The sequence below is a fragment of the Stenotrophomonas sp. GbtcB23 genome, assembly GCF_019091045.1.
GTDB lineage: Bacteria > Pseudomonadota > Gammaproteobacteria > Xanthomonadales > Xanthomonadaceae > Stenotrophomonas > Stenotrophomonas rhizophila_A.
In genome coordinates, this window is the sequence record NZ_JAGXKC010000020.1 from 1 (window position 1) to 17,530 (window position 17,530).

Sequence of the window (17,530 nt, forward strand, 5' to 3'; positions counted from 1 at the left end):
GGCCAAGGGAATTCCAGTCCCTCAGCCCTGACGCGCCCGCCCTCTCCTCAAGAAAGCATGCCACCGTTTCGGCGCAACGGCCTGCTGACGTGCATACAGACGCACACCCGGCACTGACAGCGCAACGTCGGTGCCTCGTGCTGGCCTGGACCAGATGCGCAGGGTGCCGCCCAGGCGCGCTGAGCGCTCGTGCATTCCCTGCACGCCCCAGCGCCCCTGCTTCACGGTGCCCTCCACCATGCCCCGGCCGTTGTCGCGTACTCGCAGGCAGAAGGTGTGGCCGAAACTCAGCTCAATGTCAATGTCCGTGGCGGCCGAATGCGCCAACGCATTGCGGATTGCCTCGCGGCCGATCAGGAACACTTCTTCGGCGGCGGCGTCGTTCAGGCGCGGCGCTTCGCCCGAGACCACCACCCGCAACCGCGTGCCCGCCGGGTTCGTCTCTTCGTTGTAGACATGGGTGAGCGCCGCAGCGAGATCGAGCCCGGCGCCGGTGTCACTGCGCAGCGAAGCGACGCGTTCGCGGCCTTCCCGGAGACTGTCTTCCGCAGCCTGCATGGCCGATTCAAGCCGCGCCTGCGCCTCGTCCGGAAGGGAAGGCATGGCGCTGATCGCGTGCAGCCGCAACAACAGGCCCTGTCCGCCCTGCAGCAGGGTGTCGTGCAGGTCACGGGCAATGCGCTCACGTTCCTCCAGCCGCTCTTCGTAGCGCGCTTTGACCAGGGCGGTGATGTGGCGGCCCCGCACGCGCGCGGCCGCAGCGACCAGCACCACCAGCGCGATCAACAACAGCCCGCGGAACCAGAACGTCTGCGTCAGCAGCGGCTCGATCCGGAAGGCACGCGTGGTTGGGGCGCTCCCCCATACGCCGTCTTCGTTGGCAGCCAGCACCTCGAACGTGTAGCTGCCCGGTCCAAGGTTGGTGTAGTACGCCGTGGTGGCGCTGCCGGCGTCGCGCCAGCCGGAGTCCACGCCGGAAAGCCGGTACCGGTAGCGGTTGCGTTCCGGGCGGGCCAGCGACTGGGCGACGAAGTCGATCTGCAGCTGGGTGATGCCCGCGGGAACCACGGTGCCGTCGCGCAGGGGCAGGGTTTCATCACCGAAATGCACATCGCCGATGCGCGCGCTGGGGGCGGCGCGCGTGCGGTGGAGGCGGGTGGTATCCAGCCACGCCAGGCCCTGGTTGGTTGCAAGCCACAGCAGTCCATCCTTCGAAAGTTGCGCGGTGGGAATCGGGCCGCTCTGCAGCGCGATACCGGGCATGCCATCGACGTCATCGAACAGCCTCGGCGAAACCGCGTTTCCGGTGCGCGCGCTGTTGATCGCATCGGCAAGATCCAGGCGCACCAGGCCGCGCCCGCCGTTCAACCACACCTGCTGGTCCGGGTCGATGACGATGCCGGTAATGCCTTCCAGCACGCCGGGAATGTCGGCGGTTACCGCGCTGAACGTACCTCCGTTGCTGCTGATGCTGAAGCCCTTCTCGCCGGCAACCAGCAGCAGGTGCTCATGCGCAAGCACGGCGGTGACCGGGCCTGCGTCGAGGCCCCGGGTCGAGCCGATGCGGTGCACCCCGGTCGCGTCGCGCAGCACCAGCTCCCCGCTCGCATAGCCGAACAGCAGGCCCTGCGCGCTGCCCGGTGCAATGACGGTGCAGCCGGGCAGGGTGATGCGCGCGTCCTCCGTCCAGGAGCCGCGCAGGTAATGCACGACGCGGTTCTCGCCCACGCAGGCCCAGGCCTCTTCGGCGCCCGGAAAATGCAGTGCCTGCGGTTGCAGGCCGCGTGCAGTGCCGGGGAACTGCACTACCTCCAGCGCCGTTCCCATGCGCCGGGCGAGGCTGGTCCATTCGAACTGCCACAGCGGGCGGGTGTCCCTCAATGCCGCGCGCTGCAGACCGGCCCGATCCAGGCCAAGGCCGTGGCGGTCGAGGTCATACGGCACCATGTCTTCGCCATACCCGAACAGCGCGCCGCCCGCATTCCTCGCCAGGATGCGGTAAGGATCGTTGGGCCCTTCCGTGAGAGTGCGGACGCTCTGCGCGCGGAAGCGGTTGAGGCCGAGGTTGGTACCTACCCACACGTTGCCCTCGCGATCCTCGAAGACCGGCACGGCCGAGGTGGAGGTCAGCCCCTGCGGAACATCGAAGCGCTCCATGCGCACCGCGTGCTTGCCGTCGAACAGCACCCGCAGGATGCCGCCGCCCCCGCGCATGGGCGCCCACATGGCGCCGTCCGAGGTGAAATGCAGGCGGCTGGCCAGCACGTCCGGAAGCAGGCGGGCCTGCCGTTCAGCGGCCGGGAGCAGGCCGTTGGCATCGGCGATGGGCACCGCACCGCGGCGCCGGTCGGCCAGCCAGATCTCGCCCGACGGGCTTTCGGCCAGCGTCGCCATCAAGGAGACCTCGATGCCGGTGGTGACGAACGCAGCGCCGCCCTTGGGAATGAACCACACCTTCTGGCCGACCAGCGCCCAGAACCGGCCCCGGGAATCGTTGAGCAGCCAGTGCGCGTGGCGCTCGGGCAGGCCCATGGATGCGGGCGGTTTTTCCCAGCGCGTGCCGTTGAACCGGCGCAGGCCTTCGTCAACCGCTGCCCAGAGCACGCCGTTGCTGTCGTATGCAAACCCCGACACCACGCCCGGCGGCACCCCTTCATTTCGCTGGTAAGAGCGCAGGGTGCCGTCGCTGCCCAGATGGGCGATGCCGGCGTGGTAATACCCCAACCACAGGCCACCGCTCCTGTCGCCCCGCAGGGTCACCAGGTTGAGCGAGGGCTGCGCAGCACCGGCGTTCGTCTGCTGGCGTACGTACCGGTGCCCATCGAAGCTGTACAGCCCGGAGCCTGTCGCCAGCCACAGCGTGCCGTTGGGGTCCTGCTGGATATCCCAGATATCGCCCGGTGCGCCCTGGCCGGCCCGCCACGCGGTGTGGTGGTAGCCGGTAAACCCGGTACCAGGCGACGGATACTGTTGCGCAAGACCCGGCGGAGACAGGGTGAAAAGAACAACCAGCAGCAGCGCACGCATGGCTTGGCCGGGGAACGAAGACAACAGGGGCATGCGGTGAACTACGGGGCCGGGGCAGGGGCCCGCTGCGGTGACGACCGCAGCGGGACGCGCCGGAGCTTATCACCCGCCGCTGGGCGGCACCGGCGTGTTGAGCAGCTGCTGCTCCCACAGGTAGGCGATGCCACTGCCGGCGGCGTGCTGCTTGAATACCTCGGTCACTTCGGCCACGTGATCCAGCCGTGCCCAGTCGCGCTGCCATTCGCCAGCCAGGGCCATCCAGGTCATCACGTTGGCGCCGGCGGCGATCATGCGCTGGATGGCAACCTGGTGCGCTTCCACCGACACCGCGCCACATGCATCCGTAATGACGGTGACATCCCAGCCCTCGCCGAGCGCCTGGATGACCGGCATCGCCACGCAGATCTCGGTCCACAGACCGGCGATGATCAGCTGCTTGCGGCCGGTGGCCTTGACCGCATCCACCACCGCCTTGTGCTGCCAGGTGTTGATCAGGGTGCGGTCGATGACCTGCTGGTCTGGAAACACATCGGTGATGTGCGGGAAGATCAGCCCGCCGCGTTCGGCGATCACGCTGGTGAGGATGGTGGGAACGCGGTAAGCCTTGGCGGTCTTGGCCAGGGCCGTGGCACTGTTCACCACGGCATGCGGGTCGTGGCTGTTGAGGTTGGCCAGCTGGTAGGGCTGGTGGTCGATGAGCACGAGGACGGAATCTTCGGGGCGAAGCAGCGAGTCGAGGCCATTGCGGAAGGTCATGGATGCATCCTGTGTGGGTGGGGCAGAACAAGCCCAAACCTTGTCATTCCCCTCCGTGAGGCGGTAGCCGCGTTCCGTGCCAAGCTGTGTCGCGGAAAGTGGAACGCGCGTTGGGCCATTGCTGTGTCAGGCTGGTGGGCGAACCCGGGAGGAACGGCGTGGATATCGAAGACCTGCGGACATTCGTGGAAGTGGCCAGCGCCGGTGGCGTGTCACCGGCGGCGCGTCGACTCGGCGTGGCCAAGTCGATCGTCAGCCGACGGCTTGGGCGCCTCGAAGGCGAGCTGGGCGTGCAACTGCTGGCGCGGACCACGCGCGGTGCATCGCTGACCGAGGCCGGTGCCACGTTCCGTATCCACGCGGCCAAGGCCTGCGCCGAGATCGATGCGGCGCGCGATGCCATCCTGCCAAGTGGCGACCTGCGCGGGCGGCTGCGCGTTGCAGCGCCGCTGACTTTTGGTCCCACCCACTTCGCACCGGTCTTCGCGGACCTGGCACGGCGACATCCCCAGCTGCACGTGCATGCTACCTACAGCGATCGCTTCGTCGATCTGGTGGGAGAAGGCTATGACTGTGCGATCCGCGTGGGGTATCTGCAGGATTCCAACCTGATCGCGCGCTGCGTCGGGCCGCTCCACGGCGGCCTGGTCGCCAGCCCGGGCTATGTAACCGCGAACGGCTCCCCGCAGTCGCCGGACCAGCTGGCCGACCACGAGGCGCTGATGCAGGGCACCGAAGCGTGGCAGTTCATGGACGGCGACAGCGTGGTGACGGTGCATCCGCGTGGTCGCTTCAAGGCCGACAACGGTACCGCGCTGCTTGCCGCCGCCCTGGCCGGCCTCGGCATCGCGTGGCTGCCCGATGGCATCACCCGTGAGCACCTGGATGCGGGTGCGCTGGTGCCGGTCATGCCGCGCCATCCGCCACCGCCGGCCGGCATCTATGTCGTCAGGCCGCCGGGCCAGCACCCGTCATTGAAGGTGCGGGCGCTCACCGAGCTGCTGATCGCGTGTTTCGATCTGGCGCCTCTGCCAGTGAAGCATTCGAGGTAGTGCCTCAGGCTGGCCGCGTCGGGGCCATCATCTACGCTGTTTGATCGCGTGCTCGGCGGGAAAGAAGCGCCCGCCCAGCCCCAACGCCACGCGGACCAGCAGCACCAGCACGGGTACTTCGACCAGTGGTCCGATGACGGCGGCAAAGGCCACCGGGGAGGCAAGCCCGAAGGCGGCGATGGCAACGGCGATGGCCAGTTCAAAGTTGTTGCCGGCGGCAGTGAAGGCTATGGCCGTGGTACGCGGATAATCCCTGGCGATGAGCCGCCCCATGAAGAAGCTGAGGCCGAACTGGATGATGAAATAGAGCGTGAGCGGAATGGCGATGCGCACCGCATCGAACGGAAGGCGCAGCACGTCGGCGCCCTTCAGGCTGAACATCGCCACGATGGTGAGCAGCAGTGCGACAAGCGTGATCGGGCTGATCGCCGGCAGGAAGCGCTCTTCGTACCAGCGCTCACCCCTGGCGGCTCGCAGCCAGCGACGGGTGAGGTAGCCGGCGAGGAATGGAACGCCCAGGTAGATCAGCACCGCTTCGGCGATGGTCCACATGCTGACGTTGACCACGCTTCCCTGCAGGCCGAACATCGGTGGCAGCCAGGTAAGGAAGAACCAGGCGTACACGCTGAAAAACAGGATCTGGAAGATCGAGTTGAAGGCCACCAGCCCGGCCACGTACTGGTTGTCGCCGCGTGCAAGCTGGTTCCACACCAGCACCATGGCAATGCAGCGCGCCAGCCCGATCAGGATAAGCCCGGTCATGTACTCGGGGGAATCGCGCAGGAACAGCACCGCCAGGCCGAACATGAGGCACGGCCCCACGATCCAGTTCTGCAGCAGCGAGAGCGCCAGCACCCGTTTGTCGGCAAACACCTCTGGCAGCGCCTCGTACTTCACCTTGGCCAGCGGCGGGTACATCATCAGGATCAGGCCGATGGCAATCGGCACGTTGGTCGTGCCGATCGACAGGCGGTTCAGCGCGGTGGGAACGTCGTGGAACAGTGCACCCAGGCCCACGCCCACCGCCATCGCGGAGAATATCCACAGCGTCAGATATCGATCGAGGAAGGACAGGCGGGAGGTCTTCATGCGCATGGAAGGAACTCAGCAGCAGCCAGGCCGCTCGGACGGCGTGTCGTCAGCGCAGCAGTTCTCGGTGAGGTAGCCGACCAAGGCGTTCATCGCAGTGAAGTTCGCCCGATAGCAGATGGACCGGCCCAGGTGTTCGGCGGTAATCAGCTTGGCGGCTGACAGTGCCTTCAAGTGGAAGGACAGCGTCGCGCCAGGCAGGTTGAGTGCCTGGGCGATATCGCCCGCCGGTTTGCCGCCCGTACCGGCCTGTACCAGGAGACGGTAGATGGACAGGCGGGTGGCATGGCTCAGGGCACCAAGGGCCCGGGTTGCGTGCTTATGTTCCATAATTCTAGAATAGTCGAAATTATGTCGCGGGACAAACCATGACCGACCTCCCCAACCTGGTTCCGGGTGCGCTGGGTACTCCCATGGCCGCCCGGTTGGACGCAGGGACCGTGCTGGCGCATCGTCCGCGCATCCTGATCCTCTATGGCTCGCTGCGGCCCCAGTCGTTCAGTCGCAAGTTGGCCTTGGAGGCGCAGCGCCTGCTCGAACACCTCGGGGCTGAGACGCGGCTGTTCGATCCGCACGCGCTGCCGATGCTCGACTCGGTGCCCGCCACGCATCCCAAAGTGCAGGAACTGCGGCAGGCCTCGCTCTGGTCCGAAGGCCACGTGTGGATCAGCCCGGAACGGCACGGCACGCTGACGGCGGTGTTCAAGAACCAGATCGACTGGTTGCCGCTGGAGGAAGGCAGCGTGCGGCCCACCCAGGGACGCACGCTGGCGGTGATGCAGGTGAACGGTGGCTCGCAATCCTTCAATGTGGTCAACGCGCTGCGCGTACTGGGTCGCTGGATGCGGATGGTGACGATTCCAAATCAGTCGTCGGTCCCCAAGGCCTGGCAGGAGTTCGATGAGCAGGGGCGGATGAAGCCGTCGGCGTACTACGACCGCGTTGTGGATGTGATGGAAGAACTGGTCAAATTCACCCTGCTGGTTCGCGGCCGCAGTGACTACCTGGTAGAGCGCTACAGTGAGCGAAAGGGGGCAGTGGAAGCTGCGAGCCTGGCTGCTGCTGCCGGCGTCGTCGAAACCGTTCTTGATGAGGAGGGCACATGAAGGCCGTCATCTACCACAACCCGAAATGCGGCACCTCGCGCAACACGCTGGCGTTGATCCGGCATGCGGGGATCGAACCTGAGGTGATCGAGTACCTGGTTGATCCGCCAAGCCGTGCGCGCCTGGTCGAACTGATCAATGCCGCCGGCGTTAACGTACGCGGCGCCATCCGCAAGAAAGAGAAGCGCTACCTGGAATTGGGGCTGGACGACATTGCGCTCAGCGATGACGCATTGCTGGATGCGCTGATGGACAACCCGATCCTGATCGAACGGCCGTGGGTGCAGACCGATCTGGGAACGCGCCTGTGTCGGCCTTCCGAGGTCGTCCTGGAAATTCTTCCGACCGTCACCGCGCCCTTCGCCAAGGAAGACGGTGAGGTGGTGATCGATCAGGACGGCAAGCGGGTTTACTGATCACCGCCGTAGTGCAGCCAGGGTCAGCCCTGTTGGAGCCGAGAACATGTTGTCCTTCAAGCAGATGGCATTGAACGCAGAGGTCATTGCGTTGCTTCAACGCGTCGGGTTGCCCACCGAAGACCTCGACCCGGTGTCCACCACGTTCTGCGGTATGTGGGAAGACGAAATGCTGTGCGGGGTCATCGCGATCGAGCCGTACCACGATGTCGGACTGCTGAGGTCGCTCGCGGTCAGCCCCGCGTTTCGAGGCCGCGGCCAGGGTGAGGTGCTGGTGGGCAAGGCGGAGGAGCTTGCCCGCCGCGTGGGCGTGGAGGAGCTTTATCTGCTTACGGTCTCTTCCAGCACCCTGTTCGAGCGCTGCGGCTTTGCCCACGTTGGACGGGACGATGTCCCCGTTTCGATTCGGGAAACCAAGCAGTTCTCCGGCCTGTGCCCGGCCACCTGCGCGGTCATGCGCAAGCGGATCTGATACGCATCGCCCGCCGCACGGCGGGCGATGGTCGCAGGCCGCGCTTACTTCGCCGCCAGCCGCTTCAGCAGCACGGCGGCGGTTTCAGCGGACGACGCGGGGTTCTGGCCGGTGATCAGCAGGCCATCGCTGACCACGTAAGAGCCCCAGTCCGGCCCCTTCGAGTAGTCGCCGCCCAGCGCCTTGAGCGTGTCTTCGACCAGGAAGGGCACTACGTCGGTCAGGCCGACGCCGGCTTCCTCGCTGTTGGTGAAACCGGTGACCTTCCGGCCCTGCACCAGCGGCTTGCCGTTGGCGGCCTTGACGTGGCGAAGCACGCCCGGGGCGTGGCAGACCAGCGCGACCGGCTTTTCGGCGGCGATGAACGATTCGATCAGCGCGATGGACCGGCTGTCTTCGGCCAGGTCCCAAAGCGGCCCGTGGCCACCGGGATAGAACACGGTGTCGAAGTCGGCCTGCGAAACGCTGTCCAGGCGAACGGTGTTGGCCAGTTGTGCGGTCGCCGCCGCATCGGCCTCGAAGCGACGGGTGAGGTCGGTCTGGAAGTCGGGCTCGTTGCTCTTTGGATCCAGCGGCGGCTGCCCGCCGTTGGGCGAGGCCAGGGTGATGGTGGCGCCCGCGTCCTGGAACGCGTAGTAGGGCGCGGCAAGTTCTTCGAGCCAGAAGCCGGTCTTGCGACCGGTGTTGCCAAGCGCGTCGTGGGAGGTGAGGACGATCAATACCTTCATGGGGAACGGTTCCTGGTAGATGGAGGATTACAGTAGACCGGTCGTCTAGAATGCCGGCGTGAAAAAACGCCCACAGGGCGTGAAGTACCTTCGGCCTGGGGTCAGGCCGAAGGGTGGAGAATCTGTTGCGTGGTCCGCCACGCGGTGTCGAAGGGCTGGGTATCGCGCACGATTTTCACCATCAAGCTCGCCCCCAACCACAGCGCGTAGAGGCTCTGCGCCACTGTGTCGGGTTTGCCGGTGAAGGCAAGCGAGCCCTCGGCGGCGCCCGCTTCAATTACATGCGCCAGCCGCTCGATGATGCCGGCGGTGCCCCGCTGCAGCGTTGTGCGCATGCTGTGGGACAGGTCTGCCACTTCGGCGCCGAGTTTCACCGCCAGGCACTTGCCCTGGCAATCCTCGAACGACTGGTTGTCCTTCCAGGCGGCGAAATACGCCTCCAACTGCTGCGCGCGGTTCTTCCCGGGCTGGGCAAAGGTACGGTCCATGTCGGCCAGATAGGCCGCGAAGTAGTCGTCAAGCAGGGCGTCGCCGAAGGCTTCCTTGGACGCGAAGTAGTGGTAGAACGAACCTTTCGGTACGCCCGCGGCACTCAACACTTCATTCAAGCCCACCGCCGAGAACCCCTTGCCGCCCATGATGCGCTGGCCGGTGGACAGGATCCTGTCGCGGACGTCGGTGCTTTCAGTGACTGCGGTCGGGCTCATGGACCGCACTGTACTCTGGATTAGACCGGTCGTCTAGTGTCGCGGCACGGTCGGCCGGCGGCCAAGCTAGCTGGCCTTCCGGCTGCAGCCCAACGCACGCTCCACGTGGGACAGCAGGTCGTCTATCTCGAACGGCTTGGCGATGAACGGCACCGCCTTGTGTGCAGCGGGCACCGCCTGCAGGTACACGGCGGACGCAAACAGATACGGTGTGCCCAGGCGCGCAAGGCGATCAGCGACCGGGAACACGGCGCCGTCGCGCAGCTCAACGTCCAGGATCGCCGCGTCGAACGGCTGGTCGGCAATGGCGAACAGGGCATCGGTCACCGAGTAGGCCGGAACGACCGTGTAGCCCGCGCCACTGAGTACTTCAATGAAGAGTCTCGACAGCTCGATTTCATCCTCGACCACCAGGATGACCTTGTTTGTACGTGATGACGCCAGGGTGCTCATGAAGTGCGCAGGAACGGTAGATACGCCTAAGGTCTACCTTCAGGTGTCAACGCGGCGGAAAGTCCTCTAGTCGCGGTCTTCATCGCAGCGGTCGACCCTGCTGCGGGCAATGCGGGCCGAACCGCAGTAGAAGTACGGTTTTTGGCGCGCGGGGCCATTGCTACGCTCCAGCTTTCCGCGTTGGAGATCCCGCCGTGAATCACGACGTTACGCGCAAGTCCCACTTCGCCCTCCCGTTGGTCGCCCTCGCCTTCGCGGTGGCCATATCCGCCTGCCGACGGGAGCCGGACGCGCCCGCCGCAGATGCAGCCAGTGCGCCACCGGCGCCTGCTTCATCAACGGCGCCACCCGCACCGCCGCCCGCAGAGCCCAACCGCGCGCCAGAACCCGGAAGCGTGCCGGTGACCGCCGACAGCTTCGTGCGCGCCGAATCCGATCGCTATCTCGGCGCGCTGGTGAAGGAGCAGGGACTGGGCAAGCTGTTCCATCATCGCGAACCGGCATCGATCGACAGCCAGACCGTGGTCCGTTTGAATCGCGACACGCTGTACTCCAGCGCGGTGTTCGACCTCGATGCCGGCCCGGTCACGATCACGCTCCCCGATGCGGGTGATCGCTTCATGTCCATGCAGGTCATCGACGAGGACCAGTACACCACCCAGGTCAACTACACGCCCGGCGACTACACGCTCAGCCGTGGCAAGGACGGCACCCGCTACGTGGTGGTCGCCCTTCGAACGCTGGTGGATCCATCCAGCCCGGATGACGTCGCAAAGGTGCACGCGCTGCAGGATGCGATCAAGGTCCAGCAGGCCGCGCCGGGCAGCTTCGAGGTACCGAAGTGGGACACGGTGAGCCAGGACAAGGTGCGCGCCGCGCTGCTGACGCTGGCATCCACGCTGCCGGACACCCGGCACATGTTCGGCACCCGCGACACGGTCGACCCGGTGCGCCGCGTGATCGGTGCCGCCTCGGCCTGGGGCGGCAACCCTGACAAGGACGCGATGTACCTCAACGTGGTGCCGGCCCGGAACGATGGCAGCACCGTGTACCGGCTGCACGTGGCCGATGTGCCCGTGGACGGGTTCTGGTCGGTGAGCCTGTACAACGCCGACGGGTACTACGAAAAAAACCCGCAGAACGCCTACACACTCAACAACCTCACCGCGAAGAAGAGCGCCGACGGCTCGATCGACATCCAGTTCGGTGGCTGCGATGGCCAGGTGCCCAACTGCCTGCCCACCATGGCCGGCTGGAACTACATGGTGCGGCTGTACCGGCCCCGTGCGGAGATCCTGGAAGGGCGCTGGACCTTCCCTGACGCCGTGCCGGTGCAATAGCGCAGCCGGCCGCGGCCCCTCCGTACAGGTGCCGTGTACGCGGCACCTGCGATGCTGTGCGCATGAATCCGTCGACCCGTTCCGATCATGAAGCCAGTGTGGCAGCAGACAACCCGCCGCGCTCGCGAGCGTTCGCACTACGCCGCTGGCTGGGCTGGCTGGTGTTTCCGCTGCTGCTGGGCCTGGTGCTGCTGACCCTGTGGAATGGCGAGTGGCTCAAGGCGCCACGCGCGATGTGGGAGCTGTCGCGCATGCCCGCGCCGACGACGTTGCCGGTCCCGGTGGACGGGGTTGCGGCCCGGCGCATCGCCGATACGTTCGGCGCGCCGCGCGGACGCGACCGCACCCATGCCGGCGTGGACATCTTCGCCAAGCGCGGCACGCCGGTACGCAGCGCGGCGCCAGGCGTGGTGGTCGCGGTGCGCGACAGCGGGCTGGGCGGGCGCCAGGTATGGGTCATTGGACCGGCGCGCGAGCGCTACTACTACGCGCATCTCGAGGACTGGCGCGAGGGGCTGGCCGAGGGCGAGGTGGTCAGCGAAGGCACCGTGCTGGGCTACGTCGGTGACAGTGGCAATGCGGCCGGTACGCCGCCGCACCTGCACTGGGGGATCTACGGTGCCGATGGCGCCTACGATCCGCTGCCGCTGCTGAAGGCGCACCGCACGACCAACGGTCGTGCGCTACCCCGGTAGGTAACGACCGTTGGTCGTTACGCCTTCGACCGCCGGCCGGACACGTGCGCATGCCCGCGCACATGCCAGCGCCATGGGAACTCCACGGCGCGGCTGATGCCGATCCGCGGCCCAGCCACCGGATCGTCCGGTGGGGGCATGCCGTCCGACACGATGCGGATGCCTCGATCGTTCCTGACCAGATCCGCGCCATCCAATGCCTTGTTGATGCCCATCGCCTGCGACAGCCGCCCCGGGCCGCTGGCAAGCTCGTGGTCGCGGCGGATCGCGGGCCGCGCGTTCCGAATAAGGGCCAGACCGTGCACCGGTTCCAACGCCCGCAGGAGCACGCCCCAGCCCTGGCCCACCTCACCGCACACCGCGTTGCTGCCCCAGTGCATGCCATAGGTGAAGTAGACATACAGGTGGCCGCATTCGCCGAACATGCTGGCCGTGCGCGCGGTCATGCCCCGGAAGGAGTGTGCAGCCGGATCCTGATCGCCCGCATAGGCTTCCACTTCAACGATCCGGCCTGCACGGCCATCGTCGCGCACCAGCAGTTTGTTGAGCAGCTCGGGCGCGACCTCGGTGGGGTGTCGGCGGTAGAAGCGGCGCGGCAACGTGCGCCAGCGCGACGGAGGCAACAGGGCAGGTACGGCGTCGGTTACGGGCATGGCAGGCTCCAGCAGGGCGACCTCCACCATGCACCGGCGCCGGTGGTGGTGGCATCAAGCCGTGCAACGGCCTGTCTCACTGCAGCGGCGCCGCCTGCTGGGACGCGATCCGCGCCAGCTTGTTCGGATTGCGCTGCACCAGGACTTGGGTGATGCGTTCGCCATCGGTATCGAATGACATCGCCGAATCCAGGTGCTCGCCGAAGTAGCGCAGCAGCCCCATCCGTCCGTTGACGAAGGCCGGGACCATGCGCAATTCGGCCCGCCGCCGCAGCGTGGGCGCGAACAGGAGCCGGGCGATGCGCGCACCGCCAAGCATCGGCCTGGGGAAGCTGCTGACGACACCGCCGCCGTCGCCGATCAGCTGCGCCGACGTGTCCATCAGCGCGATCATCGACTTCAGGTCGCCCTTGTCCAGCGCCTCGGTGAACGCCTGCAGCAGTTGCTGGTGGGTGCGGTGCGGCACCGCGTGCAGCGGGCGCTCCTCGCGCAGGCGGGCGCGCGCGCGGTGCACGATCTGCCGGCAGGCTGCTTCGCTCTTGCCGAGGATGCGGGCGATCTCGGGATAGTCACGGTCGAACACATCGTGCAGCAAAAAGGCGGCGCGTGCTTCCGGCGCCAGCCGTTCCAGGACCGCAAGGAAGGCAACGGAGAGATCGCTGGCCGCTTCGTGCAGGCGCTCAGGCGTGCTGGCATCGTCGGTCAGTACCGGCTCGGGCAGCCAGATGCCCACATAGTGCTCGCGGCTGCGGCGCGCCATGCGCAGCTCGTCGATGGCGATGCGGGTGGTGGTGGCGACCAGCCAGGCTTCGGCGTTCTCGATGGCGTCGCGGTCGGTGCCGTTCCAGCGCAGCCACACCTCCTGCGCGACATCTTCGGCTTCGGCCATGGAGCCCAGCATGCGATAGGCCACGCCAAGCACGCGGGGGCGCAGCTGGGTGAAACGGTCGAGGGAAGTATCCATGGCGGCATTCAACACGAGCGCGCGCCGCAGGGACAGTGCCGTAAGCAGCACATTGTCGACCCACGGTGTTGAGCGCTGCGCACCAATTCAACAGACGGGGGCTGTCACAGGGCATCGCGCTGGTCCGTCTGCCTTGCATGAGCACCCTATCCACCGCCGACGCCGCAGGCCTGCCACGCCCCGCCGACCAGGTCTGGACCACGTTCCTGTCTGCGCTGGAGGCGCTGCCTGCCGACGCCCGCCTGCTGCTGTTGCTGCATGACGTGGCCGGTGCGTCCATCGAGGAGCTCATGCCGTTGCTGGGGTTGCCTGCTGCTGAATGCAGGCAAAGGCTGGAAGCGGCCCACGCCTGCCTGCGCGCACATGCGCGCCATCTTGGAGCGCCGCCCGCATGTCCCTGACTGATCCGGCCACCGTAGACGACGGTGTCGACCCGCTCACCACCGGCTTTTCGGCCAGCTACGCCGGGGTGATGGCGTTCATTGCCGTGGCCCACGAGGGCAGCTTCTCGCGCGCGGCCGACCGGCTCGGCATCGGCCGCTCGGCGGTCAGCCGCAGCGTGCAGAAACTGGAGGGGCAGCTGGGCGTGCGCCTGTTCCTGCGCACCACCCGGTCGACCTCGCTCACCCGCGAAGGCGAGCTGTTCCACGACGGCTGCCGCCCCGGTGTCGACCGCATCCTGCAGGCGCTGGAGGAAATGCGCGACCTGCGTGACGGGCCGCCACGGGGGCACCTGCGGGTGAGTGCCACGCATGGGTTCGGGCGCAAGGTGATCGCGCCGCTGCTGTCTGCATTCCGGGCCCACTTCCCCGAAGTCACGCTCGAACTGCAGCTGGAAGAGCGTCCGCTGGACCTGGCCGCCGACCGGATCGATGTGGCGTTCCGCGACGGCGTGCTGGAAGACAGCGAGGTCATCGCAAAACACCTGATCCCGATGCAGCTGCTGGTCTGCGCCGCACCGGACTACGTGGTGCGGCACGGCCTGCCGGCCACCGTGGGCGAGCTGGCCGCGCATGCCTGCATCAGCCAGCGCCAGGCCAACGGGCGGCTGCAGCCTTGGGAGTTTCGTGTGGACGGCCGGCCACTGAGCGTGGAACCGGCGTCGGCGCTGGTGTTCAACGACGCCGACCTGGCGCTGCAGGCGGTCCTGCAGGGACAGGGCCTGGCGCAGCTGCCGAACTACCAGGTGCGCGCTGCGCTGGATGACGGGTTGGCGGTCAGCTGCCTGGACCAGTACGCCGCCGACGACCGCGGGCACTACCTGTGCTATCTCAGCCGACGCCAGCTGCCCAAGCGCATCCGCGCGTTCATCGATTTCATCACCAGCGAGGTGCGTGCACTCGACCTGGACGTGGTGACCCATTGGGAAAGCGTGCAGCAGGCCAGTGCACCGGCGCGCGACGTCGATGCCGGCGCGTGGCAATGAACGCCATTGGTGCCTGACAGGCAACAGTGCGCGTCCGCGTGCGGACCTACTGCCGCCGCAGCGGCCTGCCTAGCATCGTCACATGCCCCGGCCACCGGGGTTCCTCCTTCCCCTTCTGGAGCAAGAACATGAAGATCCTGGTCATCGGCGGCACCGGCCGCATTGGCAGCAAGGTGGTCGACCGCCTGCGCGCGGGCGGCCATGACATCGTCATCGCCGCACCGTCCACCGGCATCGACATCATCAGCGGCGACGGCCTGGAGGCGGCCATGGCCGGCACCGACGTGGTCATCGACCTGGCCAACTCGCCGTCGTTCGAAGACGCGGCGGTGCTGGCCTTCTTCCAGACCGCCGGGCGCAACATCCTGGCCGCCGAAGCCAAGGCCGGCGTACGCCATCACGTGGCCCTCTCCGTGGTGGGCACCGACAAGCTGGCGGCCAGTGGCTACTTCCGCGGCAAGATCGCGCAGGAGAGGTTGATCCGCGAGGCGGGCATCGCCTACACCATCATCCATTCCACCCAGTTCTTCGAATTCCTGCCGGGCATCCTCCAGTCCGCCGGTGAAGCGCTGCGCCTGCCCACCGCGCTGGTGCAGCCGATTTCGGCGGACGACGTGGCCGACGCAGTGGCGCGCATCGCGCTGCAGCCTGCCGTCAACGGGGTGGTGGAGATCGCCGGCCCCGAGCGCGCACCGATGGACGAACTGGCACAGCGCTTCCTCGACCGTACCCACGATCCCCGCCAGGTGGTGGGCGACGCACAGGCACCGTACTTCGGTGCGCAACTGCAGAACGACACGCTGGTGCCGGTCGGCCAGGCGTGGCTGGGCCGGCAGGGCTTCGATGCCTGGCTGCAGCAGTCCGGGTTGGTACGCAGCAACTGATTGCCCGTCCGCCCGCACCTCGTGGAAACGCCATGTCCGACCTGAAGCCGCCGTCGCCCACCGTTCTCGACAAATACCGTGGCGACGAGGTGCGCCCGCTCTACACCGGGCGGGTGCGGGTGAGCGGCGGCGAGACGGGACACGGACGCGCTTCGGGCGTGGTCGTCTCCGACGATGGCGCCTTGGCACTCGACCTGCGCCTGCCTCCCTCGCTGGGCGGTCCAGGTGGCGGCAGCAACCCCGAGCAGCTGTTGGCTGCCGGCTATGCGGCCTGCTTCCACGGCGCGATGAACCTGCTGGCCAGCCGTGCCGGGCTGGTGCTGGTAGACCCCTGCATCGAGGTGTCGGTGACCTTCTCGCGCGACCCGATCGACGGCCTGTACCTGCTGTCGGCCGAGGTGGAAGCGTACCTGCCCGGCCTGGAGGCGGGCGTGGCCGCCGAGCTGGTGCGCAACACCGAACGTGTCTGCCCCTACGCAAAGATGTTCCGCAACGGCATCACCCACGTGGTGAGCGTGGTGCCCACCGCCGCCCCCTGAGCGGCGTTTCCCCCTGCTGGAGAAAACCCTCATGCACGCCGGCCGCTCCTATACCTTCACCGAATTCCTGCTGTGGACCCGCCGCCCGCTGTATCTGTTGATCCTGCTGGATGTGGCGCTGGTGGCGCTGTACCAGCTGGGCGGAATGCATTGGCTGGCGGTGCCATGGAACGTGATCTTCATGCTCGGTACCAGCGTGGCGCTGATCGCAGGCTTCAAGAACACCCAGACCTACAACCGGCTGTGGGAAGCGCAGCAGGTGTGGGCCTCCATCACGGCCGCCAGCCGCCTGTGGGGCACGATGAGCCGCGACTACGTGGCCCATCCCGAACACACCCGGCGGCTGGTATATCGCCACCTGGCGTGGCTGACCGCGCTGCGTTACCAGATGCGCGAAGCCAAACCCTGGGAGACCGTGCAGCTGGCGCCCAACGTCGAGTACCGCAAGCGCTATGACGTACCGGAACAGGTGCGCACGCTGGATGCCGAACTGATCAAGTACGTCACCCCCGAAGAACGCGCGCGCATCCTGGGCGCTGGCGGCAAGGCCACCGAAGTACTGTCGCTGCAGGGCGCATCGCTGCGTCAGCTGCTGGATGCAGGCGACCTGCCGCAGGCCAGCTTCGCCGAACTGCAGCGCGTACTTCGCGACCTGCACGACCAGCAGGCGCGCAGCGAACGGATCAAGAACTACCCCTATCCGCGCCAGTACGCGGTGATCAACGTGATCTTTGTGCGCATCCTGTGCCTGCTGCTGCCACTGGGCATGATCGACCTGCTGGCACCCATGAACGACACGGTGGGCGGGGCGATGGCCGGGCACAGGGTGTGGCTTGCGATTCCGCTGAGTGTGCTGGTGTCGTGGATGTATGCCGCGCTGGACCAGGTCGGCGAAAGCAGCGCCAATCCCTTCGAAGGTGGCGCCAACGACATTCCGATCTCGCAGCTGTGCACCTCCATCGAGCTGGACCTGCGCCTGCTGCTGGATGAGCGCGACATTCCGGTGCCGCAGGTGCCGGCCAGCCCCATCGTGATGTGATCGCGCCAGCGTTGCGCACTACGTTGGCCTCTGCCGCGGGTGCACCTTCCCAATCCAATGCCCGCACCGCCGACCGTCATCGTGCGGTCTTCAACGCCCGCTACAACGTAGGCACTGCGCGGACAGGGCAGGATGCAAACGGATCCTGCCCTAAAGTCCAGGCGAATGCGGCCGATACCGATGC

General features: G+C 66.9%; 20 protein-coding genes. 11 read left to right on the forward strand and 9 right to left on the reverse strand.

Annotation, left to right across the window (positions count from 1 at the left end; genetic code table 11):
* Nucleotides 1-21 precede the first annotated feature (21 nt).
* Nucleotides 22-3,060 carry a sensor histidine kinase gene (locus KVS69_RS10045; protein WP_217537946.1) on the reverse strand — a complete coding sequence of 1,013 codons (3,039 nt, stop codon included), beginning with the start codon at nucleotides 3,058-3,060 and terminating at the stop codon, nucleotides 22-24.
* A 69-nt stretch (nucleotides 3,061-3,129) separates the two neighbouring features.
* Entirely contained in the window at nucleotides 3,130-3,783 is a 654-nt protein-coding gene (locus tag KVS69_RS10050; protein WP_217537947.1) for an isochorismatase family protein, read from the reverse strand.
* A gap of 158 nt (nucleotides 3,784-3,941) precedes the next feature.
* Between KVS69_RS10050 and KVS69_RS10055 the strand changes: the two genes are divergently transcribed.
* Complete coding sequence (locus tag KVS69_RS10055) at nucleotides 3,942-4,835, forward strand: LysR family transcriptional regulator (RefSeq protein ID WP_217537948.1); 894 nt, start codon at nucleotides 3,942-3,944, stop codon at nucleotides 4,833-4,835.
* Nucleotides 4,836-4,862: 27 nt separating this feature from the next.
* On the opposite strand, the gene arsB is transcribed toward KVS69_RS10055, so the two are convergent.
* Nucleotides 4,863-5,924, reverse strand: a complete 1,062-nt coding sequence (gene arsB, locus KVS69_RS10060; protein WP_254622118.1) for an ACR3 family arsenite efflux transporter — start codon at nucleotides 5,922-5,924, stop codon at nucleotides 4,863-4,865.
* Between the two features lie 15 nt (nucleotides 5,925-5,939).
* Nucleotides 5,940-6,254, reverse strand: a complete 315-nt coding sequence (locus KVS69_RS10065; protein WP_217537950.1) for a metalloregulator ArsR/SmtB family transcription factor — start codon at nucleotides 6,252-6,254, stop codon at nucleotides 5,940-5,942.
* A gap of 38 nt (nucleotides 6,255-6,292) precedes the next feature.
* On the opposite strand from KVS69_RS10065, the gene arsH reads away from it, so the two are divergent.
* The 3 genes from arsH to arsN2 are packed head-to-tail and all read left to right on the forward strand — an operon-like array spanning nucleotide 6,293 to nucleotide 7,918.
* Entirely contained in the window at nucleotides 6,293-7,030 is a 738-nt protein-coding gene (arsH, locus tag KVS69_RS10070) for an arsenical resistance protein ArsH (protein WP_217537951.1), read from the forward strand.
* Nucleotides 7,027-7,446, forward strand: coding sequence for an arsenate reductase (glutaredoxin) (gene arsC, locus KVS69_RS10075; RefSeq protein WP_217537952.1), 420 nt, complete (start codon nucleotides 7,027-7,029; stop codon nucleotides 7,444-7,446). Before arsH ends, arsC begins: the two co-directional genes overlap by 4 nt.
* Before the next feature lie 46 nt (nucleotides 7,447-7,492).
* The gene (arsN2, locus tag KVS69_RS10080) at nucleotides 7,493-7,918 is read left to right on the forward strand and encodes an arsenic resistance N-acetyltransferase ArsN2 (protein WP_217537953.1); all 426 of its coding nucleotides are present in this window, start codon (nucleotides 7,493-7,495) and stop codon (nucleotides 7,916-7,918) included.
* A 44-nt stretch (nucleotides 7,919-7,962) separates the two neighbouring features.
* Here the strand turns inward: arsN2 and KVS69_RS10085 are convergent, their stop codons facing one another.
* From KVS69_RS10085 to KVS69_RS10095, 3 genes are all read right to left on the reverse strand, one after another.
* Entirely contained in the window at nucleotides 7,963-8,646 is a 684-nt protein-coding gene (locus KVS69_RS10085) for a type 1 glutamine amidotransferase domain-containing protein (protein ID WP_217537954.1), read from the reverse strand.
* A 101-nt stretch (nucleotides 8,647-8,747) separates the two neighbouring features.
* A complete protein-coding gene (locus KVS69_RS10090) occupies nucleotides 8,748-9,353 on the reverse strand; it encodes a TetR/AcrR family transcriptional regulator (RefSeq protein WP_217537955.1) in 606 nt (201 codons plus the stop codon).
* Between the two features lie 66 nt (nucleotides 9,354-9,419).
* A complete protein-coding gene (locus KVS69_RS10095) occupies nucleotides 9,420-9,806 on the reverse strand; it encodes a response regulator (RefSeq protein ID WP_217537956.1) in 387 nt (128 codons plus the stop codon).
* 401 nt (nucleotides 9,807-10,207) lie between these two features.
* On the opposite strand from KVS69_RS10095, the gene KVS69_RS10100 reads away from it, so the two are divergent.
* On the forward strand, nucleotides 10,208-11,146 hold the full coding sequence (locus tag KVS69_RS10100) for a DUF1254 domain-containing protein (RefSeq protein ID WP_345776801.1): 939 nt from the start codon (nucleotides 10,208-10,210) through the stop codon (nucleotides 11,144-11,146).
* Between the two features lie 176 nt (nucleotides 11,147-11,322).
* Nucleotides 11,323-11,841, forward strand: a complete 519-nt coding sequence (locus KVS69_RS10105; protein WP_254622123.1) for a M23 family metallopeptidase — start codon at nucleotides 11,323-11,325, stop codon at nucleotides 11,839-11,841.
* Nucleotides 11,842-11,858: 17 nt separating this feature from the next.
* Here the strand turns inward: KVS69_RS10105 and KVS69_RS10110 are convergent, their stop codons facing one another.
* A complete protein-coding gene (locus KVS69_RS10110) occupies nucleotides 11,859-12,494 on the reverse strand; it encodes a DNA-3-methyladenine glycosylase (protein ID WP_217537993.1) in 636 nt (211 codons plus the stop codon).
* Nucleotides 12,495-12,570: 76 nt separating this feature from the next.
* Complete coding sequence (locus KVS69_RS10115) at nucleotides 12,571-13,458, reverse strand: RNA polymerase sigma-70 factor (protein WP_217537959.1); 888 nt, start codon at nucleotides 13,456-13,458, stop codon at nucleotides 12,571-12,573.
* Nucleotides 13,459-13,595: 137 nt separating this feature from the next.
* Here KVS69_RS10115 and KVS69_RS10120 point away from each other — a divergent pair, with 137 nt between their 5' ends.
* From KVS69_RS10120 to KVS69_RS10140, 5 genes are all read left to right on the forward strand, one after another.
* Nucleotides 13,596-13,859 carry an RNA polymerase subunit sigma-24 gene (locus tag KVS69_RS10120; protein ID WP_184125856.1) on the forward strand — a complete coding sequence of 88 codons (264 nt, stop codon included), beginning with the start codon at nucleotides 13,596-13,598 and terminating at the stop codon, nucleotides 13,857-13,859.
* Complete coding sequence (locus KVS69_RS10125; protein WP_217537960.1) at nucleotides 13,850-14,884, forward strand: LysR family transcriptional regulator; 1,035 nt, start codon at nucleotides 13,850-13,852, stop codon at nucleotides 14,882-14,884. The genes KVS69_RS10120 and KVS69_RS10125 overlap by 10 nt, the downstream gene beginning before the upstream one ends.
* A gap of 128 nt (nucleotides 14,885-15,012) precedes the next feature.
* On the forward strand, nucleotides 15,013-15,768 hold the full coding sequence (locus KVS69_RS10130) for an SDR family oxidoreductase (RefSeq protein ID WP_217537961.1): 756 nt from the start codon (nucleotides 15,013-15,015) through the stop codon (nucleotides 15,766-15,768).
* A 32-nt stretch (nucleotides 15,769-15,800) separates the two neighbouring features.
* The gene (locus tag KVS69_RS10135; protein WP_068854202.1) at nucleotides 15,801-16,307 is read left to right on the forward strand and encodes an Ohr family peroxiredoxin; all 507 of its coding nucleotides are present in this window, start codon (nucleotides 15,801-15,803) and stop codon (nucleotides 16,305-16,307) included.
* A gap of 31 nt (nucleotides 16,308-16,338) precedes the next feature.
* Nucleotides 16,339-17,346, forward strand: a complete 1,008-nt coding sequence (locus tag KVS69_RS10140) for a bestrophin family ion channel (protein WP_217537962.1) — start codon at nucleotides 16,339-16,341, stop codon at nucleotides 17,344-17,346.
* Nucleotides 17,347-17,530 lie beyond the last annotated feature (184 nt).